Origin of the sequence: Kosakonia sacchari SP1, assembly GCF_000300455.3 — a bacterium.
Taxonomy (GTDB): Bacteria; Pseudomonadota; Gammaproteobacteria; order Enterobacterales; family Enterobacteriaceae; genus Kosakonia; species Kosakonia sacchari.
Map to the genome: position 1 here is coordinate 3,272,585 of NZ_CP007215.2, position 16,139 is coordinate 3,288,723.

Below are 16,139 nucleotides of genomic sequence, written 5' to 3' on the forward strand. Positions count from 1 at the left end.
CTCTCCTGAAGAACCCTGCCAGTGCTCAGTTAAAAACGGGATTGCGTGCTGCCGGGCGTCGAACGGGCAACAAAATGCCCCGGCCCCACGTTCTGCAACTGCACGCGTTGCATTGACTCGCCACGTTTGCGGATATTGCTGGGCATGTCATCAGACAACAACACACGCTGCGCGTGATGGTGCGCAGGGTCGGCAACCGGCACCGCCGACATTAACTTACGTGTATACGGATGCTGCGGGTTTTCAAACACCGCCTGCCGTGGGCCGATCTCAACAATTTGCCCAAGGTACATCACCGCGACGCGGTGGCTGATGCGCTCTACCACCGCCATATCATGTGAGATAAACAGAAATGCAATGCCCATCTCACGCTGCAAATCGAGCAGTAAATTAATGATTTGCGCGCGGATCGAGACATCCAGCGCCGAAACAGATTCGTCCGCCACCACCACGCGCGGGTTGAGCGCCAGCGCCCGGGCGATGCAAATACGCTGGCGCTGTCCGCCGGAAAACTCATGCGGGTAGCGCCATGCGTGTTCCGGCTTCAGACCGACGCGCTCCAGCAGCCACTCCACGCGCTGCCGGCCCTCTTCTGCCCCTAATAAATTGTGTACCCGCAGCGGTTCAATAATCGAATCGCCAACGGTCTGGCGCGGGTCCAACGAGGCGTATGGATCCTGGAAAATAAACTGAATATCGCGGCGGATTCGTTTCATTTGGCTATCCGCCAGCGTATCAATGCGCTCACCGTTAAAGGTGATGGAACCGCTCTGGTGCTCCACCAGGCGCAGCAGCGCGCGCCCGGTGGTAGATTTACCACTGCCGGATTCGCCCACCAGCGACAGCGTTTCGCCCGGCCAGAGATCAAAGCTCACCCCTTCCACAGCGTGCACCTCTTTGGTGACGCGATTAAGAATGCCGCTGCGCAGCGGGAAGCGCGCCACCAGATCGCGCACCTGCAAAATCGGCTCGCCCGGCACCACCGTATCCTGCTCGATTTCCGCTTCCTGATGCGCCTGGTTTTTTGGCGAAATCAGCGGAAAGCGGCGCGGCAGCGTGCTGCCATGCATCGCCCCCAGTTTGGGCACCGCTGCCAGCAGCGCGTTGGTATACGGGTGCTGTGGATGGTTGAAAATCTGCTCTACGCTGCCGGTTTCCACCGCTTCGCCCTGGTTCATCACCAGTACGCGGTCGGCAACATCGGCGACCACGCCCATATCGTGCGTGATGAAAATCACCCCCATCGACATCTCTTTTTGCAGCACGGCGATGAGTTGCAGGATCTGCGCCTGGATCGTGACATCCAGCGCGGTGGTCGGTTCGTCGGCAATCAGTACCGCCGGGCGACAGGAGAGCGCCATCGCAATCATTACGCGCTGGCGCATGCCGCCGGAAAGCTGGTGTGGAAAGCTGGATAAAATCGACTGCGATTCCGGGATACGCACCAGATCGAGCATACGCCGCGCTTCCATCATGGCGTCTTCGCGCCCCAGTTTCTGGTGCAGGCGTATCGACTCGGCGATCTGCTCGCCTACCGGAAACACCGGGTTGAGCGAGGTCATCGGCTCCTGAAAAATCATCGCAATATCCGCGCCGCGCACGCTGCGCATTTGCGATGCGCTCAGCCGGGTGAGTTCCACATTCTGCCGGTTACGCCGGGTCAGGCGCATGTGATCGCAGCTCACTTCGCCGCCCGCTTGCTCAATCAGGCGCAGCAACGCGAGCGCGGTAACCGATTTACCAGAACCGGATTCGCCGACAATCGCCAGCGTTTCGCCGCGTTTAAGGGAAAAGGAGAGACGGCGAACCGCCGGGACGAGTTGCTTGTCATGGCTGAAAGCGACGTTCAGATTACTGACATCCAGCACCACGTTAGCGTCGGTTTCCATCCGCTCAACCCCACTCGCATTATTCACGATAAATGCCCACGCTTGGCGCATCGCCCGCGTAACCCCACGCGCGATACATCCCTTCACTGTTGAACGGCAACGCCACGTTGCCTTCGCGATCAACCGCAATCAGCCCACCGCTGCCGCCCAGCGCCGGGAGTTTTTCCATCACCACCGCGTCGCAGGCTTCCTGCAAACTCAAACCACCGTACTCCATCAGCGCGGCGATATCGTAAGCCGCCAGCGCACGGATAAATACTTCGCCGGTGCCGGTGCAGGAGACCGCCACGTTGGCGTTATTGGCATAGCAGCCTGCGCCGGGTAATGGGCTGTCGCCCACGCGGCCCGGTAATTTATTGGTCATGCCGCCGGTCGATGTCGCAGCCGCCAGGTTGCCCTGCTTATCCAGCGCCACCGCACCCACAGTGCCAAATTTTTTGCTCTCATCAAGCGGCGCGGAGCCGTGATCCAGCACCGTGTGCCCGGCGTCCCGCGCGTCCATCAGTTGTGCAAAGCGTTCTGGGGTGGAAAACAGGCTCGGTGATACCGCTTCCATACCGTGGGAAAAGGCAAACTTTTCCGCTCCTTCGCCAATCATGAAAACATGCGGGCTGTGCTCCATCACCAGACGCGCCGCCAGCACCGGATTGCGCAAGCGGCTGACACCCGCCACCGCGCCCGCTTGTAAGGTGTTGCCGTCCATCACACAGGCATCCAGCTCATGGGTTTCATCGCGGGTAAATACCGCGCCGATACCAGCGTTAAATAAGGGGCACTCCTCCAGCAGCCGCACCGCTTCCGTTACCACATCCAGTGCGCTAACGCCCGCTTCCAGCATGCGCTGCCCGGTTTCGATAATTGACGAAAGCACGTGTACGTAACGTTGCTCTTTTTCCGGACTCATCTGCGCACGGCCGATAGCACCCGCACCGCCGTGTATTGCGATTACCGCTTTAACCATTTGTGCCGCCTGGATTTCTCTGCGCCTGGAGGGATTTCTGAATATAGAAAGTCGTTACAACGATGTAAAGCAATGTCATTACAACGGGGTAGGCGTAAGGCATGTTGAGGCCTTCTCTTTTCTGCCATAATGGCCGCTTCATCGCGTTGACTGGATATTAACTATGGAATCATCAAACGGCCTGATCTCACTCGATACGGCCCTGTCACAGATGCTGTCACGCATTTCACCGCTGACTGAAAGCGAAACCCTGCCGCTGGTGGCCTGCTTTGGTCGCGTGGTGGCGCAAGATATTATCTCTCCGCTGAACGTACCAGGTTTTGATAACTCGGCGATGGACGGCTACGCCGTGCGGCTGGCGGAAGTACAAAGCGGTGACGCCCTGCCAGTGGCGGGTAAAGCGTTTGCCGGACAGCCCTTCGACGGCGAGTGGCCGGCAGGCACCTGCATACGCATTATGACCGGCGCGCCGATCCCCGCCGGATGCGACGCGGTAGTAATGCAGGAACAAACAGAACAGACCGATGCCGGTATTCGTTTTACCGCCGAAGTGCGGGCTAACCAGAATATTCGCCGCGCGGGCGAAGATATTCGACAAGGTGCCAGCGTTTTTGCGGCGGGCACAAAACTGACCGCCGCCGAGCTGCCGGTTATTGCCTCACTGGGTATTGCCGATGTCAGTGTGCTGCGCAAAGTGCGCGTGGCGCTGTTTTCCACCGGCGACGAACTGCAACTGCCGGGCCAGCCGCTGGCTGACGGACAAATCTACGATACCAACCGCTTGTCCGTTCATCTGATGCTGAGCCAGCTCGGTTATGAGGTGATTAACCTTGGCATCGTGCCGGACGATCCGCAGAAGCTGCGCGACACCTTTATCGCTGCCGACAGCCAGGCCGATGTGGTGCTGAGCTCCGGCGGCGTGTCGGTGGGCGAAGCCGATTACACCAAAACTATTCTTGATGAATTGGGCGAAATCGCGTTCTGGAAACTGGCGATCAAGCCGGGTAAACCGTTCGCCTTTGGCAAACTGAAGAACAGCTGGTTCTGCGGCCTGCCTGGTAACCCGGTTTCCGCGACGCTCACCTTTTATCAGCTGGTACAACCGCTGCTGGCGAAACTGAGTGGTAACACCGCCGATACGCAGCCGCTGCGTTTTCGCGCCCGTGCGGTGGAGCGCCTGAAAAAGTCGCCGGGACGTCTCGATTTTCAGCGCGGGGTGTTAAGCCGTGGCGACGATGGCACGCTGGAAGTGCGCAGCACCGGTCACCAGGGTTCACATATTTTTAGCTCCTTTAGCCAGGGTAACTGCTTTGTGGTACTGGAGCGCGAACGAGGCAATGTCGAAGCCGGTGAATGGGTGGATGTCGAGATGTTTAACCATCTCTTCGGAGGCTAAAGATGGCTGAAGAACTTAGTGACGCGGAGATGATGCGCTATAACCGACAGATTATTCTGCGCGGTTTTGATTTCGACGGCCAGGAGCGGTTAAAAGCCGCTCGCGTACTGGTGGTCGGGCTCGGCGGCCTCGGCTGCGCCGCTGCGCAATATCTGGCGGCGGCGGGTATCGGGCAGATGACGCTGCTCGATTTTGATACGGTGGCGCTCTCTAACCTGCAACGTCAAACGCTGCACAGCGACGCGGATATCGGCGTGGCAAAAGTGGACTCGGCGCGCGAATCGTTACTGCGCATCAACCCGAATGTGCAATACACCGCCATCAACGCCCTGCTTGATGACACGGCGCTGCTCACACAGATTGCCGCCCATGACCTGGTGCTGGATTGCACCGATAACGTCGCGATTCGTAACCAGCTCAACGCGGCCTGTTTTCAGCATCGCGTGCCGCTGGTTTCCGGTGCGGCTATTCGCATGGAAGGCCAGATCAGCGTCTTTACCTGGGGCGAAAACGCCCCGTGCTACCGCTGCCTGAGCCGGCTGTTTGGCGATAACGCGCTGACCTGTGTCGAAGCGGGTGTCATGGCGCCGCTGGTCGGGGTGATTGGTTCGTTGCAGGCGATGGAAGCCATCAAAGTGCTGGCGCATTACGGTACGCCGGCGGCGGGAAAAATCGTCATGTATGATGCAATGACCTGCCAGTTCCGCGAAATGAAACTGCTGCGCAATCCTGACTGCGACGTCTGCGGGCGTTAATCTCCCGCCTCTTTTTCCGGATGGCGCAACGTCATCCGGCATCGCGATAAAAGGTCGACTTTCGTCACGGAAACCTTCATTCGAAAGTAATTTAATCTCCATATGAAATATATGGAGATAAATTATGATCTTCAACATCCAGCGCTATTCCACTCACGACGGCCCAGGTATTCGTACCGTTGTGTTCCTGAAAGGCTGCTCGCTAAGCTGCCGCTGGTGCCAGAACCCGGAGAGCCGCAGCCGCACACGGGATCTGCTGTTTGACAACCGTCTGTGCCTTGCCGGGTGTGAGTTATGCCAGCACGCCACGCCAAAGGTGATTGAACGTGCGGTGAACGGTTTGGTTATCCACCGCGAAAAACTTGATGATACGCAGCTTGATGCGCTCACCGATTGTTGCCCAACGCAGGCGCTGAGCGTCTGCGGTGAAACACCCGATGTGCGCGATATCATGAATACCGTTTTGCGTGATAAACCCTTTTATGATCGCAGCGGCGGTGGCATCACCCTTTCCGGCGGCGAGCCGTTTATGAACCCGCAACTGGCGCAGCAACTGCTTCAGGCCAGCCATCAACACGGCATTCATACGGCAGTGGAAACCTGCCTGCATGTGCCGTGGCGCTATATCGAACCATCCCTGCCCTTTGTGGATCTGTTTCTCGCAGATTTGAAACATGTCGATGATGCCGCCTTTCGCCAGTGGACCGGCGGCTCGGCAAAACGCGTGCTGGATAACCTAAAACGGCTGGCGCAGGCGGGGAAAAAACTCACTATCCGCGTGCCGCTGATCCCCGGTTTTAATGCCGATAAAGACGCCATAAGCGCCATTACCGCCTTCGCCGCCGATGAGCTGAAGGTCAGCGATATTCATTTTTTGCCTTACCACACGCTGGGCATGAACAAGTACCACCTGCTCGGCGAACCCTACACCGCCCCAGAGAAGCCGCTTGATGCCCCGCAACTGCTGGCGTTTGCGCAGGATTGTGCCCGGCGCAAAGGGCTGACGGCGACATTACGAGGATAGAACCATGACCACGCTGCAACTCAACACCCTGACCGATCGTATAAAAGCCCATAAAACCGCGCTGGTGCATATTGTGAAGCCACCGGTTTGCACCGAGCGTGCCCGTCATTACACGCAGGTTTACCAGCAAAATATGGACAAACCGCTGCCGGTACGCCGCGCGCTGGCGCTGGCGCATCACCTGGCCGAGCGCACTATCTGGATCAAACATGACGAACTGATTATCGGTAACCAGGCCAGCGAAGTGCGCGCCGCGCCGATCTTCCCGGAATACACCGTTTCATGGATCGAAAAAGAGATCGACGCGCTCGCAGACCGCCCCGGTGCTGGCTTTGCGGTTAGCGAACAGAACAAACACGTGCTGCATGAGATCTGCCCGTGGTGGCGCGGCCAGACGGTGCAGGATCGCTGTTACGGTATGTTTACCGACGAACAAAAAGCGCTGCTGGAAACCGGCATTATTAAAGCCGAAGGCAACATGACGTCTGGCGACGCGCACCTGGCGGTGAACTTCCCGCTGCTGCTGGAATTGGGTCTCGACGGGCTGCGCCACAAAGTGGATGAGCGCCGGACACGCATCAACCTGACGGTGCTCAACGATCTGCATGGCGATCAGTTCTTAAAAGCGATTGATATCGTGCTGGAAGCCGTCAGCCTGCATATTGAACGTTTTGCCGATCTGGCACGCCAGATGGCCGGGGAAGAGACGCGGCAAAACCGCCGCGATGAGTTGCTGGCGATGGCGGAAAATTGCCTGATTATCGCCCACGAACCGCCGCGTACCTTCTGGCAGGCATTGCAACTTTGCTACTTTATCCAGCTGATTTTGCAGATTGAATCCAATGGGCATTCGGTCTCTTTTGGACGCATGGATCAGTATTTGTATCCGTACTATCGCCGCGATGTTGAACTGCACCAGTCGCTGCCCCGCGAACAGGCCATTGAGCTGCTGCACAGTTGCTGGCTGAAACTGCTGGAAGTGAACAAAATTCGCTCCGGCTCGCATTCGAAAGCCTCGGCGGGCAGCCCGCTGTATCAGAACGTCACCATCGGCGGTCAACAGTGGCATAACGGTGAAGCGCGCGATGCGGTTAACCCGCTCTCTTACGCGATTCTGGAATCCTGCGGACGCCTGCGTTCCACCCAGCCGAACCTGAGCGTGCGTTACCACGCCGGCATGAGCAACGACTTTCTCGACGCCTGCGTGCAGGTGATCCGCTGCGGCTTCGGCATGCCCGCGTTCAATAACGATGAAATTGTTATTCCGGAATTTATCAAACTCGGTGTCGAACCCGCGGACGCCTACGATTACGCGGCCATTGGCTGCATTGAAACCGCCGTTGGCGGCAAATGGGGCTACCGCTGCACCGGCATGAGTTTTATCAATTTTGCCCGCGTGATGCTGGCGGCGCTGGAAGGTGGTCGCGATGCCACCAGCGGCAAAATCTTTCTGCCGCAAACCCAGGCGCTGTCGGCGGGTAATTTCAACACGTTCGATGAGGTCATGCACGCCTGGGACCGACAGATTCGTTATTACACCCGTAAATCGATTGAGATTGAGTATGTGGTCGACACCATGCTGGAAGAGAACGTGCCGGATATTCTCTGCTCCGCGCTGGTCGATGACTGCATTGAGCGGGCGAAGAGCATTAAACAAGGCGGCGCGAAGTATGACTGGGTATCCGGCTTGCAGGTGGGGATTGCCAACCTGGGTAACAGCCTCGCGGCGGTGAAAAAGCTGGTCTTTGACCAGGGTGTTATCGGGCAACAACAACTGGCACAGGCGCTGGCAGAGGATTTCGACGGTCTGACGCAGGAACAGTTGCGTCAGCGGCTGGTCAACAGCGCACCGAAATACGGCAACGACGATGACAGCGTGGATACGCTGCTGGTGCGTGCCTATCAAACCTATATTGATGAGCTGAAGCAGTATCACAATCCGCGTTACGGTCGCGGCCCGATCGGCGGTAATTACTACGCCGGAACCTCGTCTATTTCCGCGAACGTGCCGTTTGGCGCAGCAACCATGGCAACACCGGATGGTCGCAAAGCGCATACGCCGCTGGCAGAGGGTGCAAGCCCGGCGTCCGGCACCGATCATCTGGGGCCGACGGCGGTGATAAGTTCCGTGGGTAAATTGCCGGTGGAAGCGATTCTCGGTGGCGTGTTGCTGAACCAGAAACTGAATCCGTCGACGCTGGAAAATGAGAGCGATAAGCAAAAGCTGATGGTGCTGCTGCGCACGTTCTTCGAGGTGCATAAAGGCTGGCATATTCAGTACAACATTGTGTCGCGCGAAACGCTGCTTGAGGCGAAGAAACACCCGGATCAGTATCGCGATTTGGTGGTGCGCGTCGCCGGTTATTCGGCGTTCTTCACCGCCCTGTCGCCAGATGCACAGGACGACATTATCGCCCGCACTGAACATACCTTATAAAACGATGGCCGGGCTTCCCCGCAAAGCCCGGTCTACTTTTCGTCTGCCGAAAACAGAAGCTCCATCAGTTACTTTCCAGCCCCACTCCTGCAACCCAAAATGACTTTTTCGCTTTTCCGAGCTGTTTAACCTATGGATTTCGGATTGCAGGAAGGCGGCAAGGCGGTAAGTCCCCGGGAGCTTACATCAGTAAGTGACCGGGGTGCGGCGCCGCAGCTAACGCACCTGCGGTTCGAAAGACGACGGTTAAACATCTACCCTGAGAAAAGACGACAGATTTACTTTCGAATGAAATAAAATTTGTGCTTCCCCTCACATTATCTCTAGAATGTTTCTCGTCGCAGTTACATTCAGGAGTTTTATGTATGACCGTCAAAGTTATCGTTACCGATATGGACGGAACCTTCCTTGATGACGCCAAGCAGTACGATCGCACGCGATTTTTGGCGCAATTCGAGCAGCTTCGTCAGCGGAATATTGAGTTCGTTGTCGCCAGTGGCAACCAGTATTACCAGCTGATCTCCTTCTTCCCGGAGCTGAAAGAGACCATTTCGTTCGTCGCGGAAAACGGCGCGCTGGTGTATGAGCACGGTCAACAGTTGTTCCACGGTGAGCTGACCCGCCACGAAGCGCAAGTGGTGATTGGCGAACTGTTAAAAGACAGCAGCCTCAATTTTGTTGCCTGCGGCCTGGAAAGCGCGTACGTAAGCGAAAACGCCCCGGCAGAGTTCGTCGATCTGATGTCGAAACACTATTACCGTTTAAAGCCGGTGCGCGATTTTCAGCACATTGACGATACCTTGTTCAAGTTTTCGTTGAACTTGCCGGACAGCGACATCCCGCAACTGATCGACGCTCTGCATGTCTCGCTCGACGGCATCATGAAGCCGGTCACCAGCGGCTTTGGTTTTGTCGATTTGATAATCCCGGGTCTGCATAAAGCCAACGGCATTACGCGTCTGCTTAAACGCTGGGGCATCTCACCGCAACAGTGCGTCACCATTGGCGACAGCGGTAACGACGCGGAAATGCTGCGCATGACCGATTTATCGTTCGCCATGGGCAACGCCAGCGACGCCATTAAATCCATTGCCCGTCATCAGACCGATGATAATAACCACCAGGGCGCGCTGAATGTGATTCAGGCCGTGCTTGATAACACCGCACCATTCAATCACTGATCCCTCGCCGGAGCGCCCGCTCCGGCCGTTCTTGTGGCTACTTTTCCGCTTTGTGCTCCGCATCAAGTTTTTAAACTTGCATTAACTTATTTTTAACTTATTTTATCACTTGTAAGTAAAATAACTTTCGAATGAAAGAATGCGAGGTTCAACATGGCTTTTACCAGTGAAACGCTGCCCATCGATCACAAAGCATCGATCCGTCAGATGAAACAGCAACTGCGTGCGCAGATCGGCGATGTACAGCAGGTATTTAACCGCCTGAGTGAGCAGATTGCCGCTCGCGTAGCCGATATTAATGCCCTTAAAGCTCAAGGCAAATCCGTGTGGCCACAAATTGCCTACAGCGACATTGCGCAAGGCAAGGTCAGCGAGGCGCAGCGGGCGCTGATCAAGCGGCGCGGTTGTGCTGTCATTAAGGGGCATTTCCCGCGTGAGCAGGCGCTGGACTGGGATCGCTCCATGCTGGATTATCTCGACCAGAACCATTTTGATGAGGTGTACAAAGGGCCTGGCGACAGCTTCTTTGGCTCGCTGGAGGCCTCGCGCCCGGAAATCTACCCTATTTACTGGTCGCAGGCGCAGATGCAGGCGCGCCAGAGTAAGGAAATGGCCGCCGTGCAAGCCTTCCTCAACCGCCTGTGGCGCTTCGAAAGTGAAGGCCAGCAGTGGTTTGACCCGGATGTGAGCGTTATCTACCCGGATCGTATCCGCCGCCGCCTGCCGGGAACCACCTCAAAAGGCCTCGGCGCACATACGGATTCCGGCGCGCTGGAGCGCTGGCTTCTGCCCGCTTACCAGCGTGTGTTTGCCAGCGTGTTTAGCGGCAAATTTGATGAATATGACCCGTGGAACGCGGCGCACCGCACCGAGGTGGAAGAGTACACGGTGGATAACACCACCAAATGTTCGGTGTTCCGCACCTTTCAGGGCTGGACGGCGTTGTCGGATATGATCCCCGGCCAGGGGTTGCTGCACGTGGTGCCGATCCCGGAAGCGATGGCATATATACTGCTGCGCCCATTGCTGGACGATGTGCCGGAAGATGAATTGTGCGGCGTGGCGCCAGGGCGGGTATTACCGGTTTCGGAGAAGTGGCATCCGCTGCTGATGGAAGCCCTGAGCAGCATTCCGGCGCTGGAAGCCGGAGATTCCGTGTGGTGGCACTGCGATGTGATCCACTCGGTTGCGCCGGTGGAAAACCAGCAAGGCTGGGGCAATGTGATGTACATTCCCGCCGCGCCGCTGTGCGCGAAAAACCTCGCGTATGCGCGCAAAGTGAAAGTGGCGCTTGAGCAAGGCGCTTCGCCGGGCGATTTCCCGCGTGAGAACTACGAAAGCGACTGGTCAGGCCGCTTTACGCTGGACGACCTGAATATTCATGGTAAGCGCGCGCTGGGTATTGAAGTTTAAGCATCGTACAACCCTTCACGCTCCACGGCGGTACGTTGTTGTCCCGGACGTATCCGCCGTACCGATTCGCGCACCGCAAGCGTGCCGTTGAGTAACAGCGAACCGGTGGTGGCCTGCGGGCGGATCAAGCGCTGTTGCAGCAGGTGTACCGCCTCTACACCCAGTTCATCACGCGGGACATGCACTGCGGTGAGCGGAACATCCTGGATCGCCGCCAGGTTAAACGCATCAATGCTCATCACCGACACATCCTGCGGTACGCGCAGCCCTCGCTGCTGGAGCGCATGAACCGTGCCTTCCGCCATAAAATCGCCACCGACGAGAAACGCGGTAGGCGGTGATTTATGCGCCGGATCATCAAGCCACTCCCCTACCCGCATCCCCGCTTCTTTGGCACTAAAACTGGGAACGGTGATCAGATCCCGCTTACTTTGAAAACGCAGATTGCGCCGCTGCCAGGCCTCTTTTATGCCCGCAAGGCGCAGATCCATGGTGTAGCGGCGCAGACACATCACATTCACCACCTCGCGGTGGCCCATATCAAAGAGATAATTGGCAGCAAACTCGCCGATCGTGCGGTGATCCGGCGCGATGGAAGGCAAGCGCATACGCCCGTCACGGCAGTTGATTAACACGCAGGGTTTACCCATATCGGCCGCCAGGTCATGAATGTGGGGATCATCAATGCCCAGCAGGATCGCCGCCTGGGTTTCCGGTGCGTTCATGCGCGCGAGAAATTCGTTGGCGTCGCTGTCCAGCTCTTCCAGTGCGCAGTAGCGCAGCCGCACTTCATGGGGTGCCAACGCTTTGTTAATGCTCTGGATCACACGGTAATAGAAGATATCGGAGCGCTCATCAAAGGCCCGCTGCGGTGCGAAAACAGTCAGGTTATTCAGAAGCAGTCGCCCGGCGGCAATCCCCTCCATCACCCCCAACTCACGTGCGCAGGCCAGCACTGCGGTACGCGCTTTTTCACTGGTGTTGGCTTTACCTGCCAGCACACGGGAAACCGTGCTGGTCGACAGGTTGGTGCGCAGGGCAATTTCGTTGATTTTGAGCTTTTTATCCATTCTGTGATCTTGCTCCGTTTCCGAAATGGGAAAATTTTCATGAATCGAAAAGCCTGATATTCATGGCATGAATATGAGTTTGCCGCATGTCGCCGCTGATTGATGAGAATCCTTGCACAAAATCCACTTTAGCTGCCGATTTTTCTCGCCTAACGTAAACGTGTCATACAACTTCCATACTAGTTGTAGGAACAATAACCAAAAAAACGCAGATAAATCATCACGCAAACCTGTGCGGTATAACAACTCCGCAAGAGTTTGCCCCGACTTCCCTACAAGAAGATATGCGGAGAAAAGAATGAGCCAGGGGATCAACAATGAAATGGCGGCCAGCAAGAGCCGCCGGATAGTCAAAAAATTACGCTGGTGGATGTTAGTGCTGTTCTTATTCGGCGTAACGGTGAACTACATCACCCGTAACTCGCTGGGGATTCTGGCACCGGAATTAAAAACCAGCCTCGGCATCACCACCGAACAATATTCGTGGATTGTCGGCGCGTTTCAGTTGGCTTACACCATTTTCCAGCCGTTGTGTGGCTGGCTGATTGACGTGATTGGCCTGAAAGTCGGCTTTATGGTGTGCGCCATCATCTGGGCGCTGGCCTGCATTTTCCACGCCGGCGCAGGCAGTTGGGTACATCTGGCGATTTTGCGTTTCACCATGGGCGCATCGGAAGCGGCAGCGACACCCGCTAACGCCAAAACCATCGGCGAATGGTTCCCGAAATCAGAACGCCCGGTAGCTGCCGGTTGGGCAGGCGTTGGCTTCTCGATTGGCGCCATGCTGGCTCCGCCGATTATCTACTTCGCTCATGCCTCATTTGGCTGGCAGGGAGCGTTTATGTTTACCGGTGTGCTGGCGCTGCTGTGGGTGATTTTGTGGTGGGCGTTTTACCACAACCCGGACAAACACCCCAATCTCAGTAAAGACGAGCTGGCATTTATTCAGCAGGATAATGAACCACCAGCGGTCAAACTGCCCTTCTTTACCGCCCTGAAAACTGTCTCGAAAAACAAACGCTTTTACGGTATCGCCATCCCGGCGTTTATGGCGGAACCGGCCTGGGCGGTGCTGAGCTTCTGGGTGCCGCTCTACCTGGCAAAAGAACACGGTATGGATCTGAAACAGATCGCCATGTTCGCCTGGCTGCCGTTCCTCGCCGCCGATCTCGGCAGCGTCGCCAGTGGTTATCTCACCAAACTCTATACCCGCTGGTTTGGCTGCTCCCGCGTGAACTCGGTGGTTGCCAGCTCGGTGACCGGCGCATTTTTGATGATTTCGCTCGCCATTGTCGCCATCACTCGCGACCCGTACATCACCATTGTGCTGATTTCGATTGGCGGTTTTGGCCATCAGATCATCTCCTGCATGTTGAGCGCGCTGGTGGTGGAGTCCTTCGATAAAGGCCAGATGGCAACAGTAAATGGCATGCGCGGCTCGGCGGCGTGGATCGCCAGCTTCCTCTTCTCACTGCTGATTGGCGTTACCGCCGACAAAATTGGTTTCAACCCGCTGTTTATTGCCATGGGTTTCTTTGACCTGATTGGCGCTTGTTTCCTGGTGGCATTTATTGCTGAACGACGCGCAAAACGCGCCTGATTGTGGATGTCTGATATGAAAACCCTGAAGAACTGGACGTTACAAAAACAGGCAGCTCACCATGTTGAGCTGTTGGTGGACGGACAACACACCTTGTGTCTGTATGTGCTGGAAGAAAACCTGTTTCGCGTGCTGCTCAAGCGTAAAGGCGAGCTGGCGCTGGACAGAACCTGGAGCATCGCGCCGAAAGATGATGTGCCGTGGGAAGGTCGCTCGCGTGACGATCTGTCGGGTTTTAGCCTGCCGCAATGGTCGTTAGCGCAACAGCACGAGACAGTAACCATTGAGAGCGCAAAACTGCGCGTTACCGTGCATCAGCCGCTGTGGCTGGAGTGGCACTACCGCAACGACGCAGGTGAGTGGCAATGGCTGGCGAGCGATCGCCCGACCAGCGCATATCTGGTTAACGCCCATGGCGACGGCGTGGCGCACTATCTCAGTCGTAAAAAAGAGGAGCGTTTCTACGGCCTCGGCGAAAAAGCGGGCAACCTGCAACGCAATGGTCAACGCTATGAGATGCGCAACCTTGATGCGATGGGCTATAGCGCTGCCAGCACCGACCCGCTGTACAAGCATATTCCGTTTACCCTCACCCGCCGCGACGATATCAGCTACGGGCTGTTTTATGACAACCTCAGCAGTTGCTGGCTGGATCTGGGTAACGAGATCGATAACTATCACACCGCCTATCGCCGCTGGCAGGCGGAAGCGGGCGATATTGATTACTACATTTTTACCGGCGCGCGTGCGCTGGATGTCACCAAAGCGTTTGTACGCCTCACCGGGAAAACGCTGTTCGGCCCGAAGTGGAGCCTCGGTTATAGCGGCTCCACCATGCATTACACCGATGCGCCGGATGCGCAAAACCAGCTGATGAATTTTATTCGTCTGTGCGAAGAACACGCCATTCCGTGCGATTCGTTCCAGCTCTCATCCGGCTACACCTCCATTAACGGCAAGCGCTACGTCTTTAACTGGAACTACGACAAAGTGCCGCAGCCGAAAGTGATGAGCCAGGCGTTTCACGATGCGGGCCTGAAACTGGCGGCAAATATCAAACCCTGTTTGTTGCAGGATCATCCGCGTTATAGCGAAGTGGCGGAGCGTGGTCTGTTTATTCGCGATTCCGAAACCGATGCGCCGGAACGTTCCAGTTTCTGGGATGACGAAGGCTCACACCTCGACTTTACCAACCCGCAGACTGTCACCTGGTGGCAGGAAGGCGTGTCCACCCAGTTGCTGGAGATGGGGATCGATTCGACCTGGAACGATAACAACGAATTTGAAGTCTGGGACGGCGAAGCGCGCTGCCACGGTTTTGGCCAGGAAATAGCCATCAAGCATATTCGCCCGGTGATGCCGTTGCTCATGATGCGTGCCTCGATGGAAGCGCAGCAGCGATTTGCTCCGCACAAGCGCCCGTACCTGATTTCCCGTTCCGGCTGCGCCGGGATGCAGCGTTATGTGCAGACCTGGAGCGGCGATAACCGCACCAACTGGCAGACGTTGCGCTACAACATCCGCATGGGCGTAGGCATGAGTTTGTCTGGCCTGTATAACGTCGGTCACGATGTCGGTGGTTTTTCCGGCGATAAGCCGGATGCGGAGCTGTTTGTGCGTTGGGTGCAAAACGGGGTGATGCATCCGCGTTTCACCATCCATTCGTGGAACGACGATCACACGGTGAATGAGCCGTGGATGTACCCGGCGATCACACCGTCGATCCGCAGTGCGATTGAGCTGCGCTACCGCCTGCTGCCCTATCTCTATACGCTGCTGTGGCAGGCGCATGTTGACGACGAACCGATGCTGCGTCCGACCTTCCTCGATCACGAACATGACGAGCAGACGTTTGAAGAGTGCGACGACTTCCTGCTTGGCCGCGACCTTCTGGTGGCAAGTGTCGTCGAACCCGGCCAGCGCGAGCGCCGCGTCTGGCTGCCTGCCAACGACACCGGCTGGTACGATTTTTACACCGGTTGCTGGTATGCGCCTGGCCAGTGGGTGACGCTGGATGCGCCACTGGAAACGCTGCCGCTGCTGGTGCGCGCCGGTGCCGGTCTGCCGCTCAGCGATCGCATCAGGCATGTGGATACCAACGCGGACACCACGCGTGAGCTGCAACTCTTCCCGATAAAAGGCACCGGGCGTTCAGGTGGCTTGCTGTTTGAGGACGATGGTGAATCCTGGGGTTATAAAGAGGGCAACGCGCTGTGGCTGGAGTGGGAAATGGTCTGCACGGGCAGCACCATTGATTTGCAGGTACAAACACGCGGCGACTATCGCCCGGCCTGGCAGGCGCTGAAAGTGACGCTGCCTACAGGTGAAAAACGCCAGCTGTTAATTAATGGCGTTGCGGCCAGCGAGTGGACCTTTGCTTAATGTGAAAAGCCCGGTAGCCATGTGCTTACCG

11 protein-coding genes are annotated in these 16,139 nt (G+C 56.8%); 8 read left to right on the top strand and 3 right to left on the bottom strand.

Annotated features, from left to right (window positions below):
• Positions 1-29 precede the first annotated feature (29 nt).
• On the bottom strand, positions 30-1,889 hold the full coding sequence (gene gsiA / locus C813_RS38500; RefSeq protein ID WP_167578995.1) for a glutathione ABC transporter ATP-binding protein GsiA: 1,860 nt from the start codon (positions 1,887-1,889) through the stop codon (positions 30-32).
• 19 nt (positions 1,890-1,908) lie between these two features.
• Positions 1,909-2,850, bottom strand: a complete 942-nt coding sequence (gene iaaA, locus C813_RS38505) for a beta-aspartyl-peptidase (protein WP_017456049.1) — start codon at positions 2,848-2,850, stop codon at positions 1,909-1,911.
• Positions 2,851-3,013: 163 nt separating this feature from the next.
• On the opposite strand from iaaA, the gene moeA reads away from it, so the two are divergent.
• The 6 genes from moeA to C813_RS38535 all read left to right on the top strand — a co-directional run bounded on the left by moeA (position 3,014) and on the right by C813_RS38535 (position 11,056).
• The gene (gene moeA / locus C813_RS38510; protein ID WP_017456048.1) at positions 3,014-4,246 is read left to right on the top strand and encodes a molybdopterin molybdotransferase MoeA; all 1,233 of its coding nucleotides are present in this window, start codon (positions 3,014-3,016) and stop codon (positions 4,244-4,246) included.
• 2 nt (positions 4,247-4,248) lie between these two features.
• A complete protein-coding gene (gene moeB / locus C813_RS38515; RefSeq protein ID WP_017456047.1) occupies positions 4,249-5,001 on the top strand; it encodes a molybdopterin-synthase adenylyltransferase MoeB in 753 nt (250 codons plus the stop codon).
• Positions 5,002-5,125: 124 nt separating this feature from the next.
• Positions 5,126-6,025 carry a glycyl-radical enzyme activating protein gene (locus C813_RS38520; RefSeq protein ID WP_017456046.1) on the top strand — a complete coding sequence of 300 codons (900 nt, stop codon included), beginning with the start codon at positions 5,126-5,128 and terminating at the stop codon, positions 6,023-6,025.
• A 4-nt stretch (positions 6,026-6,029) separates the two neighbouring features.
• Entirely contained in the window at positions 6,030-8,462 is a 2,433-nt protein-coding gene (locus C813_RS38525) for a formate C-acetyltransferase/glycerol dehydratase family glycyl radical enzyme (protein ID WP_017456045.1), read from the top strand.
• Positions 8,463-8,827: 365 nt separating this feature from the next.
• Positions 8,828-9,643, top strand: a complete 816-nt coding sequence (locus C813_RS38530) for a Cof-type HAD-IIB family hydrolase (protein WP_017456044.1) — start codon at positions 8,828-8,830, stop codon at positions 9,641-9,643.
• 153 nt (positions 9,644-9,796) lie between these two features.
• Positions 9,797-11,056 (top strand): DUF1479 domain-containing protein, encoded by a 1,260-nt coding sequence (locus C813_RS38535; protein ID WP_017456043.1) that lies wholly within the window; start codon positions 9,797-9,799, stop codon positions 11,054-11,056.
• Here C813_RS38535 and C813_RS38540 read toward each other — a convergent pair.
• Positions 11,053-12,126: a LacI family DNA-binding transcriptional regulator gene (locus C813_RS38540; protein ID WP_017456042.1), complete on the bottom strand. Its 1,074-nt coding sequence runs from the start codon at positions 12,124-12,126 to the stop codon at positions 11,053-11,055. The two genes, C813_RS38535 and C813_RS38540, sit on opposite strands and share 4 nt — an antisense overlap.
• 298 nt (positions 12,127-12,424) lie before the next feature.
• Between C813_RS38540 and C813_RS38545 the strand changes: the two genes are divergently transcribed.
• Together C813_RS38545 and C813_RS38550 are read left to right on the top strand one after the other, a co-directional pair.
• Entirely contained in the window at positions 12,425-13,726 is a 1,302-nt protein-coding gene (locus C813_RS38545) for an MFS transporter (RefSeq protein WP_017456041.1), read from the top strand.
• A 15-nt stretch (positions 13,727-13,741) separates the two neighbouring features.
• A complete protein-coding gene (locus C813_RS38550) occupies positions 13,742-16,108 on the top strand; it encodes a glycoside hydrolase family 31 protein (RefSeq protein ID WP_017456040.1) in 2,367 nt (788 codons plus the stop codon).
• The last annotated feature ends 31 nt before the right edge of the window (positions 16,109-16,139 follow it).

Coding starts and splice junctions, on each gene's coding strand:
- gsiA (WP_167578995.1), bottom strand. CDS start 1,889: ATGGAAACCGACGCTAACGTGGTGCTGGATGTCAGTAATCTGAACGTC.
- iaaA (WP_017456049.1), bottom strand. CDS start 2,850: ATGGTTAAAGCGGTAATCGCAATACACGGCGGTGCGGGTGCTATCGGC.
- moeA (WP_017456048.1), top strand. CDS start 3,014: ATGGAATCATCAAACGGCCTGATCTCACTCGATACGGCCCTGTCACAG.
- moeB (WP_017456047.1), top strand. CDS start 4,249: ATGGCTGAAGAACTTAGTGACGCGGAGATGATGCGCTATAACCGACAG.
- C813_RS38520 (WP_017456046.1), top strand. CDS start 5,126: ATGATCTTCAACATCCAGCGCTATTCCACTCACGACGGCCCAGGTATT.
- C813_RS38525 (WP_017456045.1), top strand. CDS start 6,030: ATGACCACGCTGCAACTCAACACCCTGACCGATCGTATAAAAGCCCAT.
- C813_RS38530 (WP_017456044.1), top strand. CDS start 8,828: ATGACCGTCAAAGTTATCGTTACCGATATGGACGGAACCTTCCTTGAT.
- C813_RS38535 (WP_017456043.1), top strand. CDS start 9,797: ATGGCTTTTACCAGTGAAACGCTGCCCATCGATCACAAAGCATCGATC.
- C813_RS38540 (WP_017456042.1), bottom strand. CDS start 12,126: ATGGATAAAAAGCTCAAAATCAACGAAATTGCCCTGCGCACCAACCTG.
- C813_RS38545 (WP_017456041.1), top strand. CDS start 12,425: ATGAGCCAGGGGATCAACAATGAAATGGCGGCCAGCAAGAGCCGCCGG.
- C813_RS38550 (WP_017456040.1), top strand. CDS start 13,742: ATGAAAACCCTGAAGAACTGGACGTTACAAAAACAGGCAGCTCACCAT.